22 protein-coding genes are annotated in these 24,640 nt (G+C 59.2%); 14 read left to right on the forward strand and 8 right to left on the reverse strand.

Annotated features, from left to right (window positions below; translation table 11 throughout):
* Window positions 1-164: 164 nt before the first annotated feature.
* The 6 genes from PSH97_RS09065 to PSH97_RS09090 all read left to right on the forward strand — a co-directional run bounded on the left by PSH97_RS09065 (window position 165) and on the right by PSH97_RS09090 (window position 2,800).
* Window positions 165-359 carry a hypothetical protein gene (locus tag PSH97_RS09065; RefSeq protein WP_008072999.1) on the forward strand — a complete coding sequence of 65 codons (195 nt, stop codon included), beginning with the start codon at window positions 165-167 and terminating at the stop codon, window positions 357-359.
* A gap of 348 nt (window positions 360-707) precedes the next feature.
* Complete coding sequence (locus PSH97_RS09070) at window positions 708-1,073, forward strand: glycine zipper domain-containing protein (RefSeq protein WP_038979874.1); 366 nt, start codon at window positions 708-710, stop codon at window positions 1,071-1,073.
* A gap of 209 nt (window positions 1,074-1,282) precedes the next feature.
* The gene (locus PSH97_RS09075; protein ID WP_052965390.1) at window positions 1,283-1,708 is read left to right on the forward strand and encodes a hypothetical protein; all 426 of its coding nucleotides are present in this window, start codon (window positions 1,283-1,285) and stop codon (window positions 1,706-1,708) included.
* Window positions 1,709-1,835: 127 nt separating this feature from the next.
* On the forward strand, window positions 1,836-2,006 hold the full coding sequence (locus tag PSH97_RS09080; protein ID WP_305448909.1) for a hypothetical protein: 171 nt from the start codon (window positions 1,836-1,838) through the stop codon (window positions 2,004-2,006).
* Between the two features lie 107 nt (window positions 2,007-2,113).
* Window positions 2,114-2,338: a hypothetical protein gene (locus tag PSH97_RS09085; protein ID WP_305448910.1), complete on the forward strand. Its 225-nt coding sequence runs from the start codon at window positions 2,114-2,116 to the stop codon at window positions 2,336-2,338.
* Window positions 2,339-2,440: 102 nt separating this feature from the next.
* Window positions 2,441-2,800 (forward strand): hypothetical protein, encoded by a 360-nt coding sequence (locus PSH97_RS09090; protein ID WP_305448911.1) that lies wholly within the window; start codon window positions 2,441-2,443, stop codon window positions 2,798-2,800.
* 56 nt (window positions 2,801-2,856) lie between these two features.
* On the opposite strand, the gene PSH97_RS09095 is transcribed toward PSH97_RS09090, so the two are convergent.
* On the reverse strand, window positions 2,857-3,252 hold the full coding sequence (locus tag PSH97_RS09095; RefSeq protein ID WP_305448912.1) for a hypothetical protein: 396 nt from the start codon (window positions 3,250-3,252) through the stop codon (window positions 2,857-2,859).
* On the reverse strand, window positions 3,249-8,126 hold the full coding sequence (locus PSH97_RS09100; RefSeq protein WP_305448913.1) for an RHS repeat-associated core domain-containing protein: 4,878 nt from the start codon (window positions 8,124-8,126) through the stop codon (window positions 3,249-3,251). Before PSH97_RS09100 ends, PSH97_RS09095 begins: the two co-directional genes overlap by 4 nt.
* Before the next feature lie 263 nt (window positions 8,127-8,389).
* On the opposite strand from PSH97_RS09100, the gene PSH97_RS09105 reads away from it, so the two are divergent.
* Window positions 8,390-9,085, forward strand: coding sequence for an HAD-IA family hydrolase (locus tag PSH97_RS09105; protein ID WP_007902125.1), 696 nt, complete (start codon window positions 8,390-8,392; stop codon window positions 9,083-9,085).
* A 74-nt stretch (window positions 9,086-9,159) separates the two neighbouring features.
* Here the strand turns inward: PSH97_RS09105 and PSH97_RS09110 are convergent, their stop codons facing one another.
* The gene (locus PSH97_RS09110) at window positions 9,160-9,906 is read right to left on the reverse strand and encodes a 3-oxoacyl-ACP reductase family protein (RefSeq protein ID WP_305448914.1); all 747 of its coding nucleotides are present in this window, start codon (window positions 9,904-9,906) and stop codon (window positions 9,160-9,162) included.
* Between the two features lie 124 nt (window positions 9,907-10,030).
* Between PSH97_RS09110 and PSH97_RS09115 the strand changes: the two genes are divergently transcribed.
* Window positions 10,031-10,954, forward strand: a complete 924-nt coding sequence (locus PSH97_RS09115) for a LysR family transcriptional regulator (protein ID WP_305448915.1) — start codon at window positions 10,031-10,033, stop codon at window positions 10,952-10,954.
* 121 nt (window positions 10,955-11,075) lie between these two features.
* Here the strand turns inward: PSH97_RS09115 and PSH97_RS09120 are convergent, their stop codons facing one another.
* Window positions 11,076-11,816, reverse strand: coding sequence for a phosphoadenylyl-sulfate reductase (locus PSH97_RS09120; protein ID WP_008074131.1), 741 nt, complete (start codon window positions 11,814-11,816; stop codon window positions 11,076-11,078).
* A gap of 173 nt (window positions 11,817-11,989) precedes the next feature.
* On the opposite strand from PSH97_RS09120, the gene thrH reads away from it, so the two are divergent.
* Entirely contained in the window at window positions 11,990-12,607 is a 618-nt protein-coding gene (thrH, locus tag PSH97_RS09125; RefSeq protein ID WP_008074130.1) for a bifunctional phosphoserine phosphatase/homoserine phosphotransferase ThrH, read from the forward strand.
* A 128-nt stretch (window positions 12,608-12,735) separates the two neighbouring features.
* On the opposite strand, the gene pabB is transcribed toward thrH, so the two are convergent.
* From pabB to rloA, 4 genes are all read right to left on the reverse strand, one after another.
* Window positions 12,736-14,073 carry an aminodeoxychorismate synthase component I gene (gene pabB / locus PSH97_RS09130; RefSeq protein WP_305448916.1) on the reverse strand — a complete coding sequence of 446 codons (1,338 nt, stop codon included), beginning with the start codon at window positions 14,071-14,073 and terminating at the stop codon, window positions 12,736-12,738.
* Window positions 14,074-14,287: 214 nt separating this feature from the next.
* Window positions 14,288-15,274, reverse strand: coding sequence for an alpha-L-glutamate ligase-like protein (locus PSH97_RS09135; RefSeq protein WP_305448917.1), 987 nt, complete (start codon window positions 15,272-15,274; stop codon window positions 14,288-14,290).
* Entirely contained in the window at window positions 15,274-16,809 is a 1,536-nt protein-coding gene (gene rloB, locus PSH97_RS09140; RefSeq protein ID WP_305448918.1) for an osmotic stress tolerance membrane protein RloB, read from the reverse strand. The genes PSH97_RS09135 and rloB overlap by 1 nt, the downstream gene beginning before the upstream one ends.
* 5 nt (window positions 16,810-16,814) lie before the next feature.
* Entirely contained in the window at window positions 16,815-17,351 is a 537-nt protein-coding gene (gene rloA / locus PSH97_RS09145; RefSeq protein WP_305426108.1) for a retropepsin-like aspartic peptidase RloA, read from the reverse strand.
* A 297-nt stretch (window positions 17,352-17,648) separates the two neighbouring features.
* On the opposite strand from rloA, the gene PSH97_RS09150 reads away from it, so the two are divergent.
* The 5 genes from PSH97_RS09150 to prpF all read left to right on the forward strand — a co-directional run bounded on the left by PSH97_RS09150 (window position 17,649) and on the right by prpF (window position 24,640).
* Window positions 17,649-18,371, forward strand: coding sequence for a GntR family transcriptional regulator (locus PSH97_RS09150; protein WP_407682169.1), 723 nt, complete (start codon window positions 17,649-17,651; stop codon window positions 18,369-18,371).
* Window positions 18,368-19,258 carry a methylisocitrate lyase gene (gene prpB, locus PSH97_RS09155; protein WP_095197279.1) on the forward strand — a complete coding sequence of 297 codons (891 nt, stop codon included), beginning with the start codon at window positions 18,368-18,370 and terminating at the stop codon, window positions 19,256-19,258. The genes PSH97_RS09150 and prpB overlap by 4 nt, the downstream gene beginning before the upstream one ends.
* 210 nt (window positions 19,259-19,468) lie before the next feature.
* Window positions 19,469-20,596, forward strand: coding sequence for a bifunctional 2-methylcitrate synthase/citrate synthase (gene prpC, locus PSH97_RS09160; protein ID WP_305448919.1), 1,128 nt, complete (start codon window positions 19,469-19,471; stop codon window positions 20,594-20,596).
* Window positions 20,597-20,803: 207 nt separating this feature from the next.
* Window positions 20,804-23,398, forward strand: coding sequence for a Fe/S-dependent 2-methylisocitrate dehydratase AcnD (gene acnD, locus PSH97_RS09165; protein WP_305448920.1), 2,595 nt, complete (start codon window positions 20,804-20,806; stop codon window positions 23,396-23,398).
* 51 nt (window positions 23,399-23,449) lie between these two features.
* Window positions 23,450-24,640, forward strand: a complete 1,191-nt coding sequence (gene prpF, locus PSH97_RS09170; RefSeq protein ID WP_305448921.1) for a 2-methylaconitate cis-trans isomerase PrpF — start codon at window positions 23,450-23,452, stop codon at window positions 24,638-24,640.

Genomic DNA, 24,640 nt, shown 5'->3' on the forward strand with positions numbered 1-24,640 from the left:
TCGCCATCCGGTTTTGTAGGAAGCAAGCGCTGGCCATTCGTCGGGCACGTAACAATCTGAATCACAAGTCCGGGAATGACCGACTAGTCTCAAAATCCTGGGTGGTCGATATTTTCCAGGCAAATAGGGCTTGCCGGTATCGACCCGTTGAGAGGAGCGAAGATATGACTGAGCCGTATATCGAAGACGACGGGGCGGAGTTTCCAATCAATAATTGCGTGCAGTGTGGTCAGACGGACTATGTGCCGAGCTTCGGTGAAGACCGTATCAAAATCAACAAAATAAAATCTACAGTACCTCGAACTCGAGGGCCGAAGTCGAAATTCATGCCCAAGCTGGGTGCGCCTTCCAGGAAGTAAACAGTGATTCGTCGAGCCCCGCCATTGAGCGGGGTTTCTTGTTTTTGAAGGGTAGAAAGCGTGGCTTGGCGGCAATGCGGGAAAACGTCCTACAAACTTTACGAGCACCAGGTTTTTTTTCACAAACTTTTCACACCTGCCTACGTAGTCTCAGCTCATCCGTTAGAAAGCAGTACCCTGGCCCGTCTCCCCAGCGGGCTTTTTTTTGCCTGTCATAAAACCTTTTCCATAAATGCTGTCCAACCGTCGCCAATGACGAGGTTGTTCCGTGTTTGTGTCTGGACTTTGCCTCCTCTAAAGCATTCAATCTCCGGCCTTTCGGTTTCCCCCTTTTTTGAGGTTCTCGTTATGCGTTTGACACTGCCTGCTCTGGTTTTGGGCCTTTTGGTTGCTCAAGGTGCGATGGCTGCCGGTGACGGCACTGCCGCGCTCGGTGGTGGTCTGGGTGGCGCACTGGGTAATGTGGTCGGTCAGAAAATGGGCGGCAGCACAGGTGCAGCGATTGGTGCTGGTGTAGCGGGCGCAGCCGGCAGTGCTGTTGCAGCACGCAAAGGCAGCCGCACCAAAGCGGCCATTGGCGGCGGTGTGGGCGCGGCGGGCGGTTCGGTGATCGGTAACAGCCTGGGCGGCAAGACAGGTTCCACCATCGGCGCCGGCCTGGGTGGCGCATTGGGCGGCGGCGTGGGCAGCAATCTGTCCAAAAAGCGCCACTGATCCTAATGATCCGCTGAAAAAGCCCGGCTTGATGCCGGGCTTTTTCGTTTTGGAACGTTTTTCCCGTATGTGGCTCAAATCTCGTACAGTCGGTATCTGGTTTGCTGTCCCCCGGTTCATGATTGGCCGGGTCCAATAACCGCAGATGTCAGGCTGAGGCCTATCCGCGGCACGTTCTTCCCCCGATGCGGAAATTAGAGGTTCATATCATGCGTTTGACATTGTCCACGGTGGTTTTAGGACTTTTGGTCGCTCAGGGTGCAATGGCTGCCGGTGACGGCACCGCTGCAGTGGGCGGTGGTCTTGGCGGCGCGCTGGGTAACGTGGTCGGCGGTCAATTAGGCGGCAGCACGGGAGCAGCAGTGGGCGCTGGCGTCGGTGGTGCGGCAGGGAGCGCGGTCGGTGCGCGCAAGGGCAGTCGAACAGAAGCGGCCGTCGGTGGCGGTATTGGCGCGGCGGGCGGCTCGGTGATCGGCAATAGTTTGGGCGGCTCCACGGGTTCGACTATTGGCGCTGGCTTGGGCGGAGCAGCTGGTGGTGCGGTGGGTAGCAACTTGGGTAATGACAGCGGCAGCTCGCATTCCGGTGGCGGCAAACACAAACACAAGCATAAAAATAAGTACAAGCATCGCTAACTCGATATCGAGTGACATAGAAACCCGGCCCAGCGCCGGGTTTTTCGTTTCTGTCCGTAGGACTCTGGAACGTTTGCCCGTAGGACGCCTCGAACTTCATACACCCCTGAACGTTGCGAGGCATGTCATGACTCCGGAAACCGAAGGCATCGAAGATGAAGGTCCGATCAACGATCCTGGCAACGAAGACCCGGGGTCTCTGATGGACGACGCCACGGTGCCGCTCAACGATGCCGATGACGCAGGCGATGTGGGCAATGTCGAGTACGACGAATACGACGAGGAAGACGACGAGTAACAGGGGTTGCGGTCGGACCGACCGATCGTCCCTCTGATCGAACTGCGTCTATCGTGCGGTCCTCGAAATGTCAGGATCTGCTTTTCAGGTCCATTGAGAGGTGCGTTATGAACGCTGATCCAAAAGAATCCGATATCGACGACGATACCCCCGAATATCCCCTGCCTTCACCCACCGACTCCCTGAGTCGCGATCAGCGCCCGCCCGACGATGACGACACCGGCGTGGAGCAGGTGCCCACCGATACCGATGATGTGAAGCGCGGTGATGTGGAAGCCGACCCCGAAGACCCAGACATTGCCGGTGACGATCTATCGGGAGAACCGAGCTGAAGCCTGCGCAGCGTTCCATCGCCGCTCGTCGATCGTGCGGCACCTTTAAAAAGCGACCGCTGCCAGACATCAGGTAAAGCACTCTTTAAAAGGAGGTGCGCCATGATCAGGTCAAAATTGACGACCCTGACGGTGGTCGGCTTATTGTCGATCAGTTCATCAGCGGCGTTTGCTCAATCTTCTGGCCGCGATGCGCCGGTCGACAAGGGCGGGATGCCACCTTATTCGGAAATGAATGCGGGTACCTCGGATGGAAAAAAGGTGCCGCCACCGGACACCATTGGTGGTGGGGATGGCGGCGATGCCAGCGGGAGTAGCACCAGCCCGGGGAAGGGGAGTGGGTCGATGAGCGATGGAAGTTCGATGGGGAGTGGTTCTGGAAGTGGGTCTGGAGAGTCAGGTGATTTTGAAATTGATGAGAGCGGTGGTGGAGCGGAAAGTGGAGGTAAAACAGGCGGTTAGAGTTTTCTTAGTGCTAATCTGGCCCGGACATGAGCCGGGCTTGATCACATAACGAATCAGATTTTTTCTGATTCAATCCAGCGTCTATAGAAAGATAATTGTTCGTGTGGATCGTTTGTTAGATTATTGTCCTCATAATCAAAGATATAAACTATATTGTTGAGTGATGACGTTTTGCCCAATGTCAATTCATATGCTTTCAAACCAAGAGACATCTGTGATGACATGCTTGAGGGATGTACGTTGATTTTTGATCCCTTGCAGAGGAATTGTATGTTGGGGTTGTCTTCTCGAAGGCGAGCGAAACATTTATAAAAATTACTATCTGAATATTTTTTATTAAATCCGCTTTTCATTGTAAAAGTTATAGTTACGCTTTTGTTGTCGCATGTAAGAATGGCGATTTCTTTTGTGCTGTCGATGCTTATGGTTATTTCAACCTTAAATATCATTTTTTTATTATCCTATACGGATTAGGTATGGAATAGCCGAGCTCTCTGCCATCATCAATGATTAGGGTGGCACCAAGTACATCGACATTTTCTATGCGGTTAGCTATCGCTATCTCTTTTTCTGCTCCGAAAAGGTAAGCTTGTCCAAGCTCCTTCTGCAAATCATATCCATCTATTTTTTGAAGAGTATAGAGGTAACCTACTTTTGTGTGATAACCGGTCGCGAAAAGTTTACCAACATCTCGCGAGGGCGTTGTGCTGATGAAATTACTGGGTGGGTTTTCACTATCTATAGAGTGGAGCAATAGATCATTACTTTTCCCTTTGCTGTTAAAACCGTTTTTAAATACATCATTGGGATCTCGTTCATCACCGCGGTATAAGTAATCCTCTTCTTTTTTAGGTGAAGGAGTTGTTGGCTCTCCCTTATCAACCCCCACCCTACCCGCCGGATCCTCATCCCCAAACGACGGCTTCTTACACCCATCCCCTCCAGGACAATCACTCAACCCCAACGGATCAACCCAGCCCACCGGATTGCGCGTGTACTGATAGCCGTTTAACCCGCCCGCCAACTTGCTCGGGTCCGGTGTCAAATATCGCCCGACCTCCGGATTGTAGTAGCGATGCCGGTTGTAATGCAGGCCGGTTTCCGCGTCGAAATACTGCCCTTGAAAGCGCAGCGGTTGATCGAGGACCTGGTGGGTGTCGCGGTTGAGGCGGGTGAGGCGGCCATAGGCGGTGTATCGGGCGGCCCAGATGATGTCGCCGCTGTAGTCGGTGAGTTCTTGCGGTGTGCCGAGGTGGTCGAGTTGGTAGTAGAACGGGCAGGCTTGGCGCGGGCCTTTGCCGTCGAGCATGGCGAGGGGGCGGAAGGTGCCAGGTTCGTAGATGTAGCTGCGATGGTGATCCTGGCTGTGTTCGGCGACGAGGTGGTCGCCTTGCCAGAAAAATTCGGTGGTTTTGCCGTCGACGGATTTGCTGATACGGCGGCCGAAGGCGTCGTAGCGGTAAGTGGCTTGGCTGCCGTTAGGGAGGGTGGCGCCAATCAGCCGGTGCTGGCAGTCGTAGTGGTATTCGGTGACGAGTTTTTGCGCGGTACCGCGACGCTCGCGGGTCAGGTTGCCGAAGGCGTCGTAGTCGTAATGCCGGTCGCCTTGCATCAGCAGGCGATTACCCAGCACCTTCGCAACGCCGGGGTGATCCTGCATCAACAGATTGCCCGCCGGGTCGTGGGCGAAGCTTTCCGGCGGTTGGTCACGGGAATGGCGGACGCGGATCAGGCGGTCGAGGGCGTCGTATTGGTAGCTGCGCTGGCCATGGCGGGTATCGGCGATGTGGTCGAGATTGCCGTTGGCGCTGTAGGCATAGTCGCGACGGTACAGCGGATGTTGAAGTTGGCTGACGGCATGGGCTTTCAGCCGGCCTTGTTCGTCGTAGGCGTATTCGCTGAGCAGCAGGCCCTGTTGGCGGTTTTGTTCGCGACCGAAGGCAAACTGGTGGGTGGTGAGGCGTGTGCCGTTGAGGTCAATGGCCGTCAGCACGCCGCCCTTGGCGTGGTGATAATCGAGTTTGCTGTTGTCCGGCAGGCGCAGGTGGTTGAGTCGGCCGCACGCGTCGTAGCGGTAACGCAAGGTGCCCCAACTTTGGTGCTCGGTGATCAGCCTGTCCTGGGCGTCGTATTCGAATTCCAGCGGATGGTGGTAGCCGTCGTCGACACGGACCAGTCGGCCCAGCGAGTCGTAGCGGTACTTGACCTTGACGCCATCGGGCAGGGTCTTGACCAGCAGACGTCCAGCCGAGTCCCGCTGATAGCCGGTGATCAGCTGTGAGTCGTCATCACCAAACTCGGTTTTCTCCTGCAGGTGGCCGTTGAGGTCATAGCTGTAAGCGGTGCGACGGTCGTCGAAGCCGGTTTCCTGTCGGATCAGGCCGGCGGGCGTGTAGTCCAGCCGATACTTTTCACCGGATTCATTTTCGATTTCCGTCAGCCGTAACTGCGCGTTGTCGTAGCGATAACGCAGTTGCGTGCCATCGGGATTGATCCGGCGGCTGACCAGGTGCAGATCGTCGGCGTATTCGTAGCGGGTGATGCGGCCCAATTCATCGCGTTCGGCGGTGATTTTGCCGTAGGCGTTGTAACTGAAGGTGCGAGTGGCGCCGGTAGGCAGCGTCGTCTGAACCAGTCGGCCGACGGTATCCCATTGGTACTGGGTGAGCGCACCGTGTTCGTCCTGACGAGTCGTCTGCCGGCCTAGCGCGTCGTAGGAAAAGCGCCTCTGACCACCGTCCGGCAAGGTCTCTTCGAGCAACTGCCCCAAGGCATTCCAGACAAACACATGCCGGCTGGTGTCCGGGTAGCGGATCGACAGCAAACGCCCCTGAGCGTCGTAGTGATAGTGGGTGACCTGCCCGTCCGGATCGGTCGCTTCGGTGACGTCCCCCTGAACATTGCGCTGATATTTCCACACCGTTTTGCCGCGATAGCGCGCGTGCAGGAAACCGTTGCGGTATTCGTAGGCTGTCGGCTCGTCTTGCGGCGGAATCAGCGCCACCAGCCGTCCGACTTCGTCGTAGCGGTATTCGGTGACGGCGCCGAGCGGGTCCTGCTCGGCAATCAGTCGACCCTGATCGTCGTAGGCCTTGAGCTGCTCACCGCCGTCCAGCTCAACCCGGCGCACCAGCCGTGCCCGGTCGTCGTGGACGTAAACCTCTTCGCTGCCATCGATGTTCTGGACCGTAACGCTACCTTGCTCATCCCAGACATAGCGCGCTTCCATCTGCGCAAACGACGCCCAATGCCGGACGCAGCGCGCCGCCTTGCCGGACCGTTCCCACTCCCAGAAGAAACTCGCCCCACCGACCAGTTGTCGCTGCAGGATCACGTGTTGATCGTCGTAGTCGTAACGCTCGCTTTCCCCGGCAGCGTTGGTCGCTTCGATCAAGCGTTGGCGAGCGTCGTAGCGATAGAAAACCAGCGTCTGCTCTGTACGCCAGGCTTCGCCCAAAACATCGCAGGAGTGAAACGACTGGTATTCGACGGCAATGAGGTGCCTGCGCTCATAGCACAACAGCAGCGAACGACCGGCGCCGTTATCGAGGCGTTGAATGCGCTCCTGACGGTCGCGGGTGAGGCGCAAGCGGTTGTTGTAGGCGTCGCTGATCGCCGTCAGCCGACCGTTATGAAAGTGGTAAAAACGCGTGTCGTCGCCAGCCTGGGCGAGGATCAGTTCGTCGGGCTCGTCCCCGAGGTAAATTGCCGCCCGCGACAGGCTATTGTGGATCGCCGGGCGCTCGACGCTCGGCAGCGGAAACGTCGTGCGACGGTTTTCATGGTCGACCCAGACGACCTGTTCATCGTCCAGCTCTAGCCGCTGCGCCAGCGAATGGCTCCAACCCCAGCCCAGCCCGCAATCGATTTCCACCGCGCTGGTTCGGTACAACCGGGTGAAGGCAAACGGCAGCAGCCCATCCAGTGAGCCGTCGGTGAGGGTCAGCAGTTCTTCACCGGTGACCATCGACACGGGGCAGCCATTTTTGCAGGTGGACGGCGCGCAAGTAGCGCTGTCGCCGTTAGGGTTTTTCGCCTGATCCGGGACGTCGTCGTGAGGTTCATGACGGCCGAGCCGGGTCATGGCTTCGGACTTGTCACGAGCAATGGCGACCGGATTGTTCACCTGTACGGCAGGAGAGTCGCCAGCACGGATCTGTAACGGAACCGTCGGTGCCGGTTTCAGTGGTGCATTCCGCGCGCTGACCACGAGCGGTTTGAGCACGCCAGCGTGGGTTGTCAGGTCAGATCTGGCCGTCAGTTCGGCCAACCGTAAACTGGCCGCCGCCAACCATTGCCGAGCCCGCTTGGACTTGACCTTGTCCAGGACTTTGGCGCTCATGCCGAGTTTCAGGCCCGTAGGGCCGGTGAGGCGCACCAGCAGGAAATTGATCAACAGTTCTGTACGAATTTGCGCCAGGACTTCGGCGATGTACTGCGGCGGCAGCATCCTCAGCCAACTGGTAAAGGCCGCGAGATGGATGAACATCAACGGCTCATCGCTCAACATCAGCAACACATTGGCGATGACTTCAGCCGAGGCATTCAGCAACGTCTCAAGCTCGCCTTGGTTCAGGTACTCAAGGAGTTTTTCGCTGTTGGTTTGCAGGTCTGCCAGCAGGGCGTAGACCTGCTTCACGTCATCCCACAAACCGTGCAGCGAACGCTCGAAGCCGCGCCAGTCAGCCTGTTGCAACATGCCGTAGCGCTGGGTGAACCCTGCCTCGGAAAACCCTGCCCACAAGGGCTGGAATTCGCTCGACCATTCATTGCGCAACCAGCCTTCGAGCTCGCCGATCACGTCTTGATAGGAGGCATAGAGCGCTTTGACGTGATGAGCGGAAACATCGGGAAAGAAAGTGATGCGATAGCGCTGACCACGCCAGCATTCGGGGATTTCGAGGATGCCGCTGGGGCCGATGGTTTTGTGGACGGGCTCACCGAACGCCAGTTCGCCATTACGCCGCGAGATAACCGGTTCGAGCATCACCGGCGTATTGCCGATCGGCACGAAACGCGCGGCCTCAAACAGGTGCACCAGCGTCAACGGACCGCTGGCGGGGCACATGGCGAGCGTCGAACTGACAGGGGCGTTGGAGTCCTTCGGTGCGCTGAGCCGGACTTCGTTGCCGACCTTGAACACCTGCTCGACGTTCAGTGCCCCACCGGCCCAGAAGTTTTCCGCCCAGGCTTCGTAGTCGTTGAGGCAGAGTCGAAAATCACCGAGTAACGCTTCGACATCAGGCTGCTCGGGGTTCATGGCGGCGACCACCAGCAGGCCGATGGCATTGTTCAAGGCCAGGACCTTGTCAGGTTCGAACATTCGCAGTCCCTCGCGCTGATTAATCTGGAGCGCAAGACTTTGCGGGGGATCAACGAGGAAAGAAGTCGGGAAAGGAGGTGTTTGGTGTAGGGGAAATCGCTAAATCATCGCGGGCGTCTCGACACCGTTTTTTGTATCCGCCAGGCATTGCCCGTTGCTCTCTGCCAACTGCGCTCGCTATGCTGCTGAACCCTTTAATCCATCACGGACCCGGTCGTGCCTGCGCCGCTCCTGGGATGTCATGAGAAAACGGATCAGATGCGATGAATGCACCCCTGGATGAGTTCGGCCCGATCAAGGCCGTGATTTTCGACATGGACGGCTTGTTGCTGGACACCGAGGGCATTTACACCGAGGTCACGTCCATCATTGCCGGGCGTTATGGCCGGACCTTCGACTGGAGCGTCAAACAGAACATCATCGGTCGAGGCGCGGGTGATCTGGCGCGCTATGTGGTCGAGGCGCTGGACCTGCCGATTACAGCCGAAGAGTTTCTGGTGATCCGCGAACCGCTGATGCGCGAGCGTTTTCCGACGGCACTGGCGATGCCTGGCGCAGAGGAGCTGGTTCGGCACTTGAAGGCCAACAACATTCCTATTGCGGTGGGCACCAGTTCTTCACGTCAGTCGTTCGGCCAGAAAACCACCTTGCACCGCGACTGGTTCGCGCTGTTCGACTTCATCGTCACTGCGGATGACCCGGAAGTGGGCGCGGCCAAACCGGCGCCGGATATCTTCCTGACGGCGGCGCGGCGCCTGGGTGTCGCGCCTGAGGATTGCCTGGTGTTCGAAGATTCACCGTTCGGCGTCACCGCAGCGAAAGCGGCGGGGATGACGGCGATTGCGATTCCGGATGCGGCGATGGCCGACGAAAAGTACGCACACGCCGATGGCATTCTTCGTACGTTGAAGGCGTTCAAGCCCAGCGCATGTGGCTTGCCGGCACTTGAGTGGGCCTGACCTCTGGAGAATGACGGGCATAAAAAAACGCCGGCAACCTGTTGCCGGCGTTTTTGTTTCAATCGAACTGTGTATCAGGCGCCGAAACCACCGTCGATGGTCAGGCTGGCACCGGTGATGTAGCCGGCTTCGGGACCAACAAGATAAGCGACGAAGCTGGCGATTTCTTCCACTTTACCGTAACGACCTACAGCCATCAGCGGGATCAGGCTTTCAGCAAAGTCGCCGCTGGCGGGGTTCATGTCGGTGTCGACCGGGCCCGGTTGCACGTTGTTGATGGTGATACCCCGTGGACCGAGGTCGCGAGCCAGGCCTTTGGTCAGGCCGACCAGCGCCGATTTGCTCATGGCGTACGGGCCACCACCGGCGAAGGGCATGCGCTCGGCATTGGTGCTGCCGATGTTGATGATGCGACCGCCTTCGGTCATATGTTTGGCCGCTTCCTGTGTGGCAATGAACACACTGCGCACGTTGATGGCCAGGGTCTGATCGAAGTCTTCAAGTTTGAAGTCTTCCAGCGGTGCAACGGCCAGAACGCCTGCGTTGTTGACCAGGATGTCCAGGCGACCGAAGGCTTCGACGGTGGCATTAACGGCATTGCGAATGGCGACGGCATCGGCGCTGTCGGCCTTGATGGCCAAGGCTTTGCCGCCTGCGCGGGTGATGCTGTTTTGCAGTTCTTCGGCTTTGACGGTAGAGCTGACGTAAGTGAAGGCGACGATAGCGCCTTCTGCGGCCAGCCGTTTGACGATGGCAGCACCGATGCCGCGTGAACCGCCTTGAATCAGAGCTACTTTACCGCTGAGGTGTTGAGTGGTCATGTCGATCTCCATAAATTCAAGGCGGGCTGCCTTGTTGTCGGAGTTGAGTATCGGCCTCGTATTACCCTGCGGGTAGACCGCCGTTGCTATAGTCTGTGTAAACCAAAAGTTTATAGTGGCGCTTATGGAAACCTTCAGCAGTATCGAATGCTTCGTGCGTAGCGCCGAGGTCGGCAGCTTCGCCGAAGCTGCGCGGCGCTTGAGTCTGACGCCGGCGGCAGTAGGCAAAAGCGTCGCGAAGCTGGAGGCGCGACTGGGTGTGCGGTTGTTCCAGCGCAGTACACGCAGCCTGACGCTGACTGAGGCCGGCCAATTGTTTCTCGGCGAAGTCAGCGCCAGCCTGCACACAATTCAGAACGCCGTGGCCAACCTGGCCAGCGCCGAAGGGCGCCCGGCGGGAACGCTCAAGGTCAGCATGGGCACAGTGTTCGGGCGCTTGTACATTGTGCCGTTGCTGGGCGAGTTTCTGCAGCGCTTTCCGGCGATCAACCCGGACTGGCATTTCGATAACCGCCAGGTCGACCTGATCGCCCAGGGTTTCGATGCGGCAATTGGTGGCGGATTCGAACTGCCTCAGGGCGTGGTAGCGCGCAAGCTGACGCCTGCCCATCGGGTATTGGTGGCTTCAACCGAGTACCTGGCGAAGCACGAGGCGATCGTCGAGCCCGATGACCTCAAACTCCACGATGGCATCTTGATACGCTCGCCGCAGACGGGGCGCGTGCGTTCCTGGCAGTTGACCAGTCGCGCCCGGCAACACAGCCCGCTGACGCTCAAGGCGCGGATGACCATGAGCGATTCGGAAGCCGCTTGTGCCACGGCGGCCCAGGGTTTGGGCATCGCGTTGGTCAGCATGCCGTTCGCCGTCGGCTATCTGGATGCGGGGACGTTGCAGCGGGTGTTGCCTGACTGGTACGTCGACGACGGCAACATCTCCATCTATTACGCCGAACACAAACTGCTGCCGGGCAAGACCCGGGCATTTGTCGATTTCATCATTGAGCAGTTTGCGGAGCAGGGGTTGGGACAGCGGTTCAGTGCGCTTTGAACCTGGCTGAGACCGAGGTGCAGCGTTCGCGGGCAAGCCATATTCCCACAGGGTTTTGAGTCGTATCGTAATGATGTGAACGAGACAAAACCTGTGGGAGCGTGGCTTGGACTGTGATTTTTTAAGCTTTGGATTTGCTGATGATGTTTCCGGCATGCAGCCCGCATTCTTTCTGCGTGGCTTCTTCCCACCACCAACGACCTTCGCGCTCATGCTGGTTCGGCAATACCGGGCGGGTGCAAGGCTCGCAGCCGATGCTGATGAAGCCGCGCTCATGCAGGCTGTTGTACGGCAGCTCCAGCATGCGGATGTAGCCCCAGATCTCTTCGCTGGTCATTTGCGCCAGCGGATTGAATTTGTACAGAGTGCGTTCCGGGGTGGAGAACGCGGTATCGATTTCCAGCACCGCGACCGCACTGCGGGTGCCCGGGCTCTGGTCCCGACGCTGGCCGGTGGCCCACGCCGTCACGCCGGACAGTTTGCGACGCAGCGGCTCGATCTTGCGGATGCCGCAGCACTCACCATGGCCGTCCTTGTAGAAGCTGAACAGGCCTTTTTCCTTCACGAAAGGTTCGAGTTTGGTGTAGTCCGGCGATACCACTTCGATATCGATCTTGTAGTGCTCGCGCACCTGTTCGATGAAGCGATAGGTCTCGGGGTGCAAGCGGCCGGTGTCGAGGCTGAACACTTTGACGTTCTTGTTCAGCTTCCAGGCCATGTCCACCAGCACCACATCCTCGGCGCCGCTGAAAGATATCCACAGGTCATCACCGAACTCGGCGAACGCGAGTTTCAGGATGTCCTGAGCGGATTTGTTGGCATAGGTCGTGGCGAGTTCCACGACATCGAACGATGGGCTCATCAGGGCGGCTTCCTACAGGTCGGTGGCGCTGGGCGCTCTATATGCGCCGATGGTAACAAAATCCTGCAGCAGCTGGTGCACCCTCTGCGTTGCACAGAGGAGGGCGAGTCGCTAGAGTTCGGCAGTCCTTTTGCTCGCTCGACTCAATAAACAGTACAAAATGGGAGTGTCTTGTGGAAATTGCCTGTCTGGATCTTGAAGGTGTGCTGGTCCCGGAAATCTGGATCGCCTTTGCCGAAAAAACCGGGATCGACTCCCTCAGGGCCACCACTCGGGACATTCCCGACTACGACGTGTTGATGAAGCAGCGGTTGCGGATTCTCGACGAGCACGGCTTGAAGCTTTCCGATATCCAGGAAGTGATCGCCACGCTCAAGCCTCTGGAAGGCGCCAGCGAATTCGTCGACTGGCTGCGTGAGCGCTTTCAGGTGGTGATTCTGTCGGACACCTTTTACGAATTCTCCCAGCCGCTGATGCGTCAACTGGGCTTCCCGACCTTGCTTTGCCATCGTCTGATTACCGACGATGCCGGTCGGGTCACGGGCTATCAGTTGCGTCAGAAAGATCCCAAGCGTCAGTCGGTGTTGGCGTTCAAGAGCCTCTACTACCGGGTGATCGCGGCGGGTGACTCCTACAATGACACGACGATGCTGGGCGAGGCCGATGCCGGGATTCTGTTCCACGCGCCGGACAATGTGATTCGCGAGTTTCCACAATTCCCGGCGGTGCACAGCTTTGCGGAGTTGAAGCAAGAGTTCATCAAGGCTTCCAATAGGGCTTTGAGTCTGTAATTGCCGTCGCTGATCGTTCCCACGCTCTGCGTGGGAATGCAGCCCGGGACGCTCCGCGTCCCAAAGCGGACGCAGAGCGTCCATTGAGGCATTCCCAGGCGGAGCGCGGGAACGATCATAGTGTCGGGTTACAGGTTTTGAAGGGTATCGAGCAGCACCTTCACCTTGGTTATCGATTCCTGATATTCCGCCTGCCAGCCCGAATCCGCGACGATCCCGCCGCCGCCCCAGCAGCACACTTGTCCATCCTTGACCAGCAAACTGCGGATGGCGATGGAGCTGTCCATCTCGCCGCGTACGTCCAGATACAGCAATGAACCGCAATACAACCCACGACGGGTCGGTTCCAGTTCATCGATGATCTGCATGGCCCGAATCTTCGGCGCCCCGGTAATCGAGCCGCCAGGGAAGCTGCCGGCGATCAGATCCAGCGCATCCTTGTCATCCGCCAGCTCGCCGGTAACGCTGCTTACCAGGTGATGCACGTTCGGATAGCTTTCCAGGCTGAACAACTCCGGCACCCGCACCGAGCCGATGCGGCAGGTACGGCCGAGGTCGTTGCGCAGCAAATCGACGATCATCAGGTTTTCCGCGCGGTCCTTGGGGCTGGCCAGCAGTTCGGCGGCGTTCGCCGCATCTTCAGCGGCGGTCAGACCGCGGGGGCGGGTGCCTTTGATCGGGCGGGTTTCGACGTGGCGCTCGCTGACTTTGACGAAACGCTCCGGCGACAGGCTCAGCACGGCGTCGCCGTCGGGCAGGCTCTGGAAACCGGAAAACGGTGTCGGGCACGCCGCCCGCAGCGCGCAGTACGCCGCCCACGGATCACCTTGGCATTGCGCGCGAAAGCGCTGGGCGAAGTTGACCTGATAGCAGTCGCCGGCCTGGATGTACTGCTGAATGCGTTCGAAGGCTTGTCGATAGTCGTCAGCGCTCAGGTCGGCACTCATCGGGCTGTCGAGTTTGAAAGGCTCGATCTTCTGAGGTGCAGGCAGCGTGAACAGTTCGATCAGCCGCTGTCGTTCGCTGTCGATCAACGCCGGGTGGAACACCAGTTGGCTGGTGGCGAGGTGGTGATCGCTGATCAGGGCCCAGTCGTACAGCCCGAAACGTGCGTCCGGCAATTGCAAATCGTCTCGCGCCTGGCTCGGCAGGTTTTCCAGATGCCGGCCGAAGTCATAGCTCAGATAACCGATCAGGCCACCGGCGAAAGGCAGGTCGAAAGGAACACTGGCTTCGCCAAGTCGCGTCAGAGTGTCGCGAAGACGTTGCAGGAAATGGCTGCCGCTTTCATCCGGTAACACGGCCAGTTGCTCCAGCGGCCAGGCGCTGAGCAGGTCATAACGCCCACGCTCGGCGCTCGGCCGGCCGCTGTCGAGCAGCACGGCGCCGGGGGCATGACGAATCGCCGCGAAGTACTCGGCGGGGTTGGCACGATAGGGCAGCGGGTGTACGGAACAGGTCAACATGGGCGGGGCAGATCAGCCATCGAGGCGGGGGAGCGATTGTAGTCCTCTGCAGGATTCGCTCCTAGAGGGGATGTCGGGGATTGAACTGTTGGTGCCAGGGTTGAAAGATTGGGTGGCTGTTAGTCAGCCTTCGCGGGCAAGCCTTGCACCTACAGGTACAGCGGCGTCCTTGTAGGAGCGAGGCTTGCCCGCGAATGTCGCACCTCGGTCTTGATCAACCCTCAACCGCAGGAATATGCCCAAACATTTCCTGAACGAACTCCACGCGTTCCTGCACCGTTTCGGTTATCCCGCGGGCCTTCAATTCTTCCAGTCGCGCTTCGACCGCGTGGGTACGTAGCGTCAACCCGCAATCGTTGGCGATCTGAATGTTCAAACCGGGCCGGGCGTTAAGCTCAAGAATCAACGGCCCTTTCTCCTGGTCGAGCACCATGTCGACACCGATGTAACCCAGCCCGCACAGCTCATAGCAGCCGGCAGCGAGCTTCATGAAACCGTCCCAGTAGGGCAGTTGCACGCCGTCCACTGCGTTGGTGGTGTCCGGGTGTTTGGTGATGATGTTGTTCAGCCAGGTGCCGCGCAACGTCAGCCCGGTCGCCAGATCGACACCAACACCAATGGCGCCTTGGTGCAGGTTGGCCTTACCGCCGGACTGGCGAGTCGGCAAGCGCAACATGGCCATCACCGGATAGCCCATCAGCACGATGATGCGAATGTCCGGCACGCCTTCATAGCTGATGCTTTTGAAGATCTGGTCCGGGGTCACGCGGTATTCGATCAGTGCGCGGTCACGGTGACCGCCGAGCGAGTACAGGCCGGTCAGGATGCTGGAAATCTGGTGCTCGATTTCCTCGTGACTGATGATCTTGCCCGACACCGTGCGATAGCGGCCCTCGAAGCGGTCGGCGATCACCAGAATGCCGTCACCGCCGGCGCCCTGAGCCGGTTTGACCACGAAATCGTTACGCCCGCCGATGATGTCGCCGAGGTTGTCGATTTCCTTCTCGGTGGAGATCACCCCGTACAGCTCCGGCACGTGAATGCCGGCGGCGATGGCGCGCTCCTTGGTGATGATCTTGTCATCGACGATCGGGTACAGGCTGCGCTTGTTGTACTTGAGCACGTAGTCTGCGTTGCGCCGATTGATCCCCATGATGCCCCGGGCCTCCAGGGCTTTCCAGGTCTTCCAGAGACCGAACATCAGGCGTCAGCCTTCTTGAGGAAGGCCTTGAAGCGCACCAGTTCGGTCAGGCGGTAACCGCGATAGCGACCCATGGCCAGCATGAAGCCCACCAGAATCAGCAGAATCGCCGGGAAGGTGAACACGAAGTACACCAGCTCAGGCACGCTCATGATCAGGTGAGCCAAAGAGGCGGCGAACAGCGTGCCGATCGCCACTTTCATGGCATGGCCGCCACCACGCTCTTCCCAGGTGATCGACAGGCGTTCAATGGTCATGGTCAGAATCACCATCGGGAACAGCGCCACCGACAGCCCGCGTTCCAGGCCAAGTTTGTGACTGAACAGACTGATAGCCGCGATCAGCACCACCACGAAGGTCAGCACCACCGACAGCCTCGGCAGCATTTGCAGTTTCAAGTGTTCAAGGTAGGAGCGCAGCGACAGCCCCAACGTTGTGATGATTGTAAATAGCACGATGCCGAAACCGAGCTGGGTTTCCCGGAAGGCGAGGGCGATCAGCACTGGTGTAAAGGTGCCGAGTGTCTGAATGCCGATCAGGTTGCGCAGAATCAGGATCACCAGCACGCCGATCGGGATCATCACCATGATCATGAAGGTCTGCTGGGTTTGCAGCGGCAAGCCGTACAACGAGTATTCGAGGAAGTTGGCGTCGGAGTTTTCGTCGGTCAGCTTGGCCAGGCGAATGGCGTTCATTTCGCTGTTATTCAGGCTGAAAGTGACGTTGGCTTTTTTGCCGCCATCGACGGTGATCAGGTTTTCGTCGCCGGTCCACCACTGCAAGCGGTCGGTGGGCAGGCCCTGTTCGCCGGTTTCCGGGTTGAAGTACAGCCAGTCGGTGCCGTTGAAGCTGCGCAACCAGAGTTCAGGCATTTGTGGCTGATCGGCCACCAGGCGAATGGTGTGGACCTTTTCGATCGGCACGTGGGCGATGGACAGTACCAATTCAACGATTTTGGCTTTGTTCGCGGTGGACGGATCGCCGCCCAGCAGCAGTTTCACGTTGTCGTCGTTGAGGTTGTTAACGCGCTTGATGGCTTCGCCGATGAAGGTTTCGACGTCGGCCGAGTGCTGGCGGATCGGCGCGAGCAGGGCTTCGGCGGCGACTTTTTCCGGGCCTTCGACGGCGATGCTGTCGCGGAAGGTCGGGCCTTTGACCTTGGGTTTTTCGCCGCTGTAGCGCTTGGTCAGCACCAGTCGGTAATAAAGGGTCTGGTTGCCCTTGGCCCGACGCGCTGACCAGGTGACCTTGCGGTTGCCGTCGACACGGTTCACCGCCACGCCGTAATTATTGGAAATGAAACTCTCGTTGAGGCTCACGTAGTCGCGGCTCAGCGGCGGCACGAACATCTGGATCTTGATCGGATCCTTGGCGTTGGCGACGAACTCGACCTTGGCGTCGATGTTCCACAAGTCGTCGGTAGCGTCTTCGGTCACCGGAATTCCGAGCACGAAAATCTGATAGGCCGTAACTGAAATGCCCAGCACCACCAGGATGGCGATCAGCAGTTTCAGATGGAGGGTAAGAGAGCGCATTGGAATTACTCTGCGGTATGTGCGTCGGTGGCGCAGGCGGGTTTGCCAGCAGCGTATTTAAGACTGGGGTCGACCAGCGCATCGAAGCGTTTGAGTGCTTCGGAGCCGATCAGGAGCGGGTATTGGAAGGCACTGCGGTCGGTCAAGTTCACTTCGATGCTGCGTAAAGCCGAACCCATGCAGATATCCAGCTCGATGACCGGACGGGCGGTGTACTTCTTGCCTTCTTCCGGGTCGTAGTCACCGGCCCGGCGCTTGATCTTGCTGACACGGGCCAGCGGTCGTTCGATCGGGTGCGAATGCGCGGCGTCGATAGCCAGATAGAAGCGCACCCAGGATTCGCCATTGCGTTTGAAACGTTTGATGTCGCGGGCACTCAGCGAAGCGGTTTTCGCTCCGGTGTCGAGTTTGGCGGCGACTTCCAGATTGATGCCATCCAGCGAAGCGTACTCATTGAGGCCGTACACAGTCTTTTCCCCTGCCGCGGCGAAACCTGGCAGGCCAAAAAGACAAAGGAATGTGGTGAAGAGCTTGAGTCTCATAAATCCTGGTGCGCAGCGGTCCGTTCTTCAATTCAAGGCCCTGGCATTGCTGCACAAGCTCCCTCGTATGCCTATCCGCTTTTTATGACAGGCAATGCAGATGACAAGCAAATGCGGGCGGCATTCTAGCACGGTGGGTTTATGGCGCCAGCGTTGGCCGACGGCTATAACTTGAGGTGTTGCTTCCTTATGGTGCAGCGGGTTATTAGACGATTGTCGACAATATCGATTTATCCTTTGACGTAATCAGCCATATTCGCTAGTTTTTGCGGCATTGGTTTTCAAGGTGTCGACAATATGCTGGATCAACTCGATCCCCCGGTCACAGTTCAGGACGACTCGGAAACACTTTCCGAAAACGTCTTCCGACGTATTCAGGCGGCCATCGTCAAGGGCGAGATCGCCCCGGGCAGCAAGATCTCCGAGCCAGAGCTGGCGCGCACCTACGGCATTAGCCGCGGGCCGCTGCGTGAGGCCATTCACCGTCTGGAAGGCCAGCGCCTGCTGGTTCGCGTGCCGCACGTCGGGGCGCGGGTGGTGTCGCTGAGCCACGCTGAACTGCTGGAGCTCTACGAGATTCGCGAATCCCTGGAAGGCATGGCGTGCCGTCTGGCGGCTGAACGCATGACCGTTGAAGAAATCGACGAACTGCGCCGGGTGCTCGAAACCCACGAACGCGATGAGGCGTTTCAGGCGGGTAGAGGCTACTACCAGCAGGAAGGCGATTTTGACTTTCATTACCGGATCATCCAGGGCAGCGGCAACCGCACCCTGACCCAGATGCTGTGCGGTGAGCTCTATCAGCTGGTGCGCATGTACCGAATACAGTTTTCCACCACGCCCAATCGGCCGCGCCAGGCGTTTGCCGAACACCACCGAATTCTCGATGCCATCGCCGACCGTGACGGTGAACTGGCCGAGTTGTTGATGCGCCGTCACATCGGCGCCTCCAAACGCAATATCGCCCGTCATTATCAGGACGGCGCTAACCCGACAGCCACTGAACGAGGTGAGTCATGAGTTCCAACAAGAGCACTCCAGGCCAGCGTTTCCGCGATGCGGTCGCCAGCGAACATCCGCTGCAAGTGGTTGGCGCGATCAACGCCAACCACGCACTGCTGGCCAAGCGCGCCGGTTTCAAGGCTATCTACCTGTCGGGTGGCGGGGTAGCTGCCGGCTCCCTCGGCGTGCCGGACCTGGGGATTACCGGCCTGGATGACGTGCTGACCGATGTTCGCCGTATCACTGACGTCTGCGACTTGCCCCTGTTGGTGGACGTGGACACCGGTTTCGGTTCCTCGGCGTTCAACGTCGCCCGTACCGTGAAGTCGATGATCAAGTTCGGCGCGGCGGCGATTCACATCGAAGACCAGGTCGGCGCCAAGCGCTGCGGTCACCGTCCTAATAAAGAGATCGTCTCGCAGCAGGAAATGGTCGACCGCATCAAAGCGGCCGTCGATGCCCGCACCGATGACAGCTTCGTGATCATGGCTCGCACCGACGCCCTGGCGGTGGAAGGTCTTGAGTCTGCTCTGGATCGCGCAGCGGCATGCATCGAAGCTGGCGCCGACATGGTGTTCCCGGAAGCGATCACCGAGCTTGAGATGTACAAGCTGTTCGCCAGCCGCGTGAAAGCGCCGATCCTGGCCAACATCACCGAATTCGGCGCGACGCCGCTGTACACCACCGAGCAGCTTGCGGCCGCTGACGTGTCGCTGGTGCTGTACCCGCTGTCGGCATTCCGCGCGATGAACAAGGCTGCGGAAAACGTCTACACCGCGATCCGCCGCGACGGCACGCAACAGAACGTCATCGACACCATGCAGACGCGCATGGAGCTTTACGATCGCATCGATTACCACACCTTCGAGCAGAAGCTCGATGCGTTGTTTGCTGCAAAGAAGTAATGGAAACCCTGTAGCAGCTGCCGAGCCCGCGAGGCTGCGTTCGAGACCGAAGGGCTCGCCAAGCCAGGCGACTCGGTCGTTCAGATACATCGCGCATGCAGGGTTTACGACTGCTGCGCAGCCGAACGCAGCCTCGCAGGCTCGGCAGCTGCTACGAAAAAAGATAACCGTGCAGATTCCCTGACAAATTCAAGAAAACTGGAGACAGCAATGGCCGAAGCAAAAGTACTCAGTGGCGCCGGGCTCCGTGGCCAGGTTGCCGGGCAAACCGCACTGTCCACCGTGGGCCTGTCGGGCGCAGGCCTGACCTATCGCGGCTATGACGTTCGCGACCTGGCGGCTGACGCACAATTTGAAGAAGTGGCTTACCTGCTGCTGTATGGCGAACTGCCGACCAAGGCACAACTCGCTGCCTATACCCAGAAACTGAGCAAGCTGCGTGACCTGCCGCAAGCGCTGAAAGAAGTGCTGGAACGCATCCCCGCCGACGCCCATCCGATGGACGTGATGCGCACCGGTTGCTCGTTCCTGGGCAACATCGAACCGGAGAACGACTTCTCCGAGCAACACGACAAAACCGACCGCCTGCTGGCCGCGTTCCCGGCGATCATGTGCTACTGGTATCGCTTCAGCCACGACAGCAAACGCATCAATTGCGTGACCGATGAAGCCTGCATCGGCGGCCATTTCCTGCACCTGTTGCACGACAAGAAGCCGAGCGAATTGCACGTCAAGGTGATGAACGTTTCGCTGATCCTCTACGCGGAACACGAGTTCAACGCCTCGACCTTCACCGCGCGAGTGTGCGCCTCGACCCTGTCGGATCTATATTCCTGCATCACGGCGGCCATTGGCTCCCTGCGCGGCCCGCTGCACGGCGGCGCCAACGAAGCAGCGATGGAAATGATCGAGCGCTTCTCGTCGCCTGAAGAGGCGGTCGAGGGCACCCTCGGCATGCTGGCGCGCAAGGAAAAGATCATGGGCTTCGGTCATGCGATCTATAAAGACAACGATCCGCGCAATGAGGTGATCAAGGGCTGGTCGAAAAAACTCGCCGACGAAGTGGGCGACACGGTGTTGTTCCCGGTTTCCGAAGCCATCGACGCAACCATGTGGGAACAAAAGAGACTGTTCCCGAACGCCGACTTCTACCATGCCTCGACCTACCACTTCATGGGCATTCCGACCAAGTTGTTCACACCGATCTTCGTCTGCTCGCGCCTGACCGGCTGGGCAGCGCACGTGTTCGAGCAGCGTGCCAACAACCGCATCATCCGCCCGAGCGCCGAATATGTCGGCGTCGAACAGCGCAAGTTCGTGCCAATCGAACAACGCTGACCGGGGGAGGGCGCCGATGCCGGTTATTGGGTGCAACGAAAAACCCTGTGGGAGCGGGCTTGCCCGCGATGACGGACTGACATCCAACATTGATGTCGACTGATACACCGCTATCGCGGGCAAGCCCGCTCCCACAGTGGAGTGTGTTTGCTTCAATAGCTGCGCCAGGCGCCCACCCTTTGTAACCACCGTGACCGAGTCCTGACGATGAACACTGAATTCCGCAAACCGCTGCCCGGCAGCCACCTGGATTATTTCGACGTCCGCGCGGCGGTCGATGCCATTGCACCTGGCGCCTACGACACCTTGCCGTACACCTCCCGCGTGCTGGCGGAAAACCTCGTGCGTCGCTGTGACCCGGCCACGCTCACTGAATCCCTGAAGCAATTCATCGAGCGCAAACGCGATCTCGATTTCCCATGGTTCCCGGCCCGCGTGGTGTGCCATGACATTCTTGGCCAGACCGCCCTGGTGGACCTTGCCGGCCTGCGCGACGCCATCGCCCTGCAAGGCGGCGATCCGGCGCAAGTAAACCCGGTGGTGCCGACTCAGTTGATCGTCGACCATTCCCTGGCCGTTGAACGCGGTGGCTTCGATCCCGAGGCGTTCGAGAAAAACCGCGCCATCGAAGACCGTCGCAACGAAGACCGTTTCCACTTCATCAACTGGACCAAAAAAGCCTTCAAGAACGTCGACGTTATCCCGCCCGGTAACGGGATCATGCACCAGATCAATCTGGAGAAAATGTCGCCGGTGATCCAGGTGCGCGACGGTGTGGCTTTCCCCGATACCTGCGTCGGCACCGACAGTCACACGCCGCACGTCGATGCACTGGGCGTGATTGCTATTGGTGTTGGTGGTCTGGAAGCGGAGAGCGTGATGCTCGGGCGCGCATCGTGGATGCGTTTGCCGGAAAGCGTGGGCGTCGAACTTACTGGCAAGCTGCAACCGGGCATCACCGCCACCGACATGGTGCTGGCGCTGACCGAATACCTGCGCAAACAAAAAGTCGTCGGCGCGTGGCTGGAGTTTTTCGGTGAAGGTGCTTCCGCGCTGACCCTGGGCGACCGCGCGACCATTTCCAACATGGCCCCGGAATACGGCGCCACCGCGGCGATGTTCTACATCGACCAGCAGACCATCGACTACCTGAAACTCACCGGCCGTGAAGACGAGCAAGTGCAGTTGGTCGAGAATTACGCCAAGCAAACCGGTCTCTGGGCTGACAGCCTGAAAGGCGCGCAATACGAGCGCGGCCTGACGTTCGACCTGTCCTCGGTGGTGCGCAACATGGCTGGCCCGAGCAACCCGCACGCCCGTGTAGCGGTTTCGGATCTGGCGGCAAAAGGCATCTCCGGGAAGTGGGAAGACGTACCGGGTCAAATGCCGGACGGCGCGGTGATCATCGCCGCCATCACCAGTTGCACCAACACCAGCAACCCGCGCAACGTGATTGCCGCAGGTCTGCTGGCGCGCAACGCCAACAAGCTCGGGCTGACCCGCAAGCCGTGGGTCAAATCCTCGCTGGCGCCGGGTTCGAAAACCGTGGCGCTGTATCTGGATGAAGCCGGCCTGACCAAAGAACTGGAGCAACTCGGCTTCGGCGTCGTGGCCTTCGCCTGCACCACGTGCAACGGCATGTCCGGCGCACTGGACCCGGTGATCCAGCAAGAAATCATTGACCGCGATCTGTACGCCACGGCCGTACTCTCCGGTAATCGTAACTTCGACGGGCGGATTCACCCGTACGCCAAAAACGCGTTCCTGGCTTCGCCGCCATTGGTGGTGGCTTATGCCATCGCCGGGACCATTCGTTTCGACATCGAAAAAGATGTGCTGGGGGTGGTTGATGGCAGGGAAATCCGCCTGAAAGACATCTGGCCGAGCGACGAAGAAATCGACGCGGTGGTCAAGGCCTCGGTGAAACCGGAGCAGTTCCGCCAGGTGTACATCCCGATGTTCGCCATCCACGAAGACACCGGTCCGAAGGTCACGCCGCTGTATGACTGGCGAGAGATGAGCACCTACATCCGCCGTCCGCCGTACTGGGAAGGCGCGCTGGCCGGCGCTCGTCCGCTCAAGGGCATGCGCCCGCTGGCGGTGCTGCCGGACAACATCACCACCGATCACCTGTCGCCTTCCAACGCGATCATGCTCGACAGCGCGGCGGGCGAATACCTGGCGAAAATGGGCCTGCCGGAAGAAGACTTCAACTCCTATGCCACGCATCGCGGTGACCACTTGACCGCGCAGCGCGCAACCTTCGCCAACCCGAAACTGTTCAATGAAATGGTTCAGGAAAACGGCAAGGTCAAGCAGGGTTCCCTGGCGCGGGTCGAGCCGGAAGGCAAAGTGATGCGCATGTGGGAGGCCATCGAAACCTACATGGAACGTAAGCAGCCGCTGATCATCATCGCCGGCGCCGACTATGGTCAGGGTTCGTCCCGTGACTGGGCGGCCAAAGGCGTGCGTCTGGCGGGTGTGGAAGCGATCGCCGCTGAAGGTTTCGAGCGCATTCACCGCACCAACCTGGTGGGCATGGGCGTGTTGCCGCTGGAGTTCCAGCCGGGCACCGACCGTCACACCTTGGCCATCGACGGCAGCGAAACCTACGACGTGATCGGCGACCGTACCCCGCGTGCGACGCTGACGCTGGTGATCAACCGCAAGAACGGCGAACGCGTCGAAGTGCCGGTGACCTGCCGCCTCGACACCGCCGAAGAAGTGTCGATCTACGAGGCCGGCGGCGTGTTGCAGCGTTTCGCTCAGGACTTCCTCGAAGAATCGGCGGTTGCCGTTTAACACGACGAGCCGCGCGGGATTTAAGTCCCGCGCTGGCCGAGAAGGATCAATATGGCTCACGCACCTCAAATTAAAATCCCCGCCACCTACATGCGCGGCGGCACCAGCAAAGGCGTGTTCTTCAGCCTGAAAGACCTGCCCGAAGCGGCACAGATTCCCGGCCCGGCTCGCGATGCATTGTTGCTGCGAGTGATCGGCAGCCCCGACCCGTACGACAAGCAAATCGACGGCATGGGCGGTGCAACGTCCAGCACCAGCAAAACCGTGATCTTGTCGAAAAGCATCAAGGCCGATCACGACGTCGATTACCTGTTCGGTCAGGTCTCCATCGACAAGCCTTTCGTCGACTGGAGTGGCAACTGCGGCAACCTGTCGGCGGCGGTCGGTTCGTTCGCCATCAGCAATGGCTTGGTGGACGCCAGCCGCATTCCGCACAACGGTGTGGCGGTGGTGCGCGTGTGGCAGGCCAACATCGGCAAGACCATCATCGCCCATGTGCCGATCACCAACGGTGAGGTCCAGGAAACCGGCGATTTCGAACTCGACGGCGTGACCTTTCCGGCGGCCGAAGTACAGCTCGAATTCATGGACCCGGCGGCGGAAGAAGAGGGGGGCGGTGGTTCGATGTTCCCCACCGGCAATCTGGTGGATGACCTCGAAGTGCCGGGCGTCGGAACGCTCAAGGCCACCTTGATCAACGCTGGCATTCCAACCATTTTCATCAATGCCGAAGACATCGGCTACACCGGTACCGAATTGCAGGGAGCGATCAACGGCGACCTGAAAGCCCTGGCGATGTTCGAAACCATCCGCGCTTACGGCGCGCTGCGCATGGGGCTGATTGAGCATCTGGACGAAGCGGCCAAGCGTCAGCACACACCGAAAGTGGCGTTCGTCGCCCCACCTGCGGATTACATTGCGTCCAGCGGCAAGGCGATTGCGGCCACCGACATTGACTTGCTGGTGCGTGCGCTGTCCATGGGCAAACTGCACCACGCGATGATGGGCACGGCAGCGGTGGCCATTGGCACGGCGGCGGCGATTTCCGGCACGTTGGTGAACCTGGCGGCGGGCGGCATCGAACGTAATGCTGTGCGCTTCGGTCATCCCTCCGGCACCTTGCGCGTGGGCGCCGAGGCCAGCCAGGTCAACGGGGAATGGACCGTGAACAAAGCCATCATGAGCCGCAGTGCGCGGGTGTTGATGGAAGGTTACGTCCGGGTGCCGGGGGATTGTTTCTAA

The sequence above is a fragment of the Pseudomonas cucumis genome (assembly GCF_030687935.1).
GTDB lineage: Bacteria > Pseudomonadota > Gammaproteobacteria > Pseudomonadales > Pseudomonadaceae > Aquipseudomonas > Aquipseudomonas cucumis.

What these genes read in the sequence shown, in the direction of transcription:
- PSH97_RS09065 (WP_008072999.1), top strand. Translation starts at nt 165, where the DNA reads ATGACTGAGCCGTATATCGAAGACGACGGGGCGGAGTTTCCAATCAAT.
- PSH97_RS09070 (WP_038979874.1), top strand. Translation starts at nt 708, where the DNA reads ATGCGTTTGACACTGCCTGCTCTGGTTTTGGGCCTTTTGGTTGCTCAA.
- PSH97_RS09075 (WP_052965390.1), top strand. Translation starts at nt 1,283, where the DNA reads ATGCGTTTGACATTGTCCACGGTGGTTTTAGGACTTTTGGTCGCTCAG.
- PSH97_RS09080 (WP_305448909.1), top strand. Translation starts at nt 1,836, where the DNA reads ATGACTCCGGAAACCGAAGGCATCGAAGATGAAGGTCCGATCAACGAT.
- PSH97_RS09085 (WP_305448910.1), top strand. Translation starts at nt 2,114, where the DNA reads ATGAACGCTGATCCAAAAGAATCCGATATCGACGACGATACCCCCGAA.
- PSH97_RS09090 (WP_305448911.1), top strand. Translation starts at nt 2,441, where the DNA reads ATGATCAGGTCAAAATTGACGACCCTGACGGTGGTCGGCTTATTGTCG.
- PSH97_RS09095 (WP_305448912.1), bottom strand. Translation starts at nt 3,252, where the DNA reads ATGATATTTAAGGTTGAAATAACCATAAGCATCGACAGCACAAAAGAA.
- PSH97_RS09100 (WP_305448913.1), bottom strand. Translation starts at nt 8,126, where the DNA reads ATGTTCGAACCTGACAAGGTCCTGGCCTTGAACAATGCCATCGGCCTG.
- PSH97_RS09105 (WP_007902125.1), top strand. Translation starts at nt 8,390, where the DNA reads ATGAATGCACCCCTGGATGAGTTCGGCCCGATCAAGGCCGTGATTTTC.
- PSH97_RS09110 (WP_305448914.1), bottom strand. Translation starts at nt 9,906, where the DNA reads ATGACCACTCAACACCTCAGCGGTAAAGTAGCTCTGATTCAAGGCGGT.
- PSH97_RS09115 (WP_305448915.1), top strand. Translation starts at nt 10,031, where the DNA reads ATGGAAACCTTCAGCAGTATCGAATGCTTCGTGCGTAGCGCCGAGGTC.
- PSH97_RS09120 (WP_008074131.1), bottom strand. Translation starts at nt 11,816, where the DNA reads ATGAGCCCATCGTTCGATGTCGTGGAACTCGCCACGACCTATGCCAAC.
- pabB (WP_305448916.1), bottom strand. Translation starts at nt 14,073, where the DNA reads ATGTTGACCTGTTCCGTACACCCGCTGCCCTATCGTGCCAACCCCGCC.
- PSH97_RS09135 (WP_305448917.1), bottom strand. Translation starts at nt 15,274, where the DNA reads ATGTTCGGTCTCTGGAAGACCTGGAAAGCCCTGGAGGCCCGGGGCATC.
- rloB (WP_305448918.1), bottom strand. Translation starts at nt 16,809, where the DNA reads ATGCGCTCTCTTACCCTCCATCTGAAACTGCTGATCGCCATCCTGGTG.
- rloA (WP_305426108.1), bottom strand. Translation starts at nt 17,351, where the DNA reads ATGAGACTCAAGCTCTTCACCACATTCCTTTGTCTTTTTGGCCTGCCA.
- PSH97_RS09150 (WP_407682169.1), top strand. Translation starts at nt 17,649, where the DNA reads ATGCTGGATCAACTCGATCCCCCGGTCACAGTTCAGGACGACTCGGAA.
- prpB (WP_095197279.1), top strand. Translation starts at nt 18,368, where the DNA reads ATGAGTTCCAACAAGAGCACTCCAGGCCAGCGTTTCCGCGATGCGGTC.
- prpC (WP_305448919.1), top strand. Translation starts at nt 19,469, where the DNA reads ATGGCCGAAGCAAAAGTACTCAGTGGCGCCGGGCTCCGTGGCCAGGTT.
- acnD (WP_305448920.1), top strand. Translation starts at nt 20,804, where the DNA reads ATGAACACTGAATTCCGCAAACCGCTGCCCGGCAGCCACCTGGATTAT.
- prpF (WP_305448921.1), top strand. Translation starts at nt 23,450, where the DNA reads ATGGCTCACGCACCTCAAATTAAAATCCCCGCCACCTACATGCGCGGC.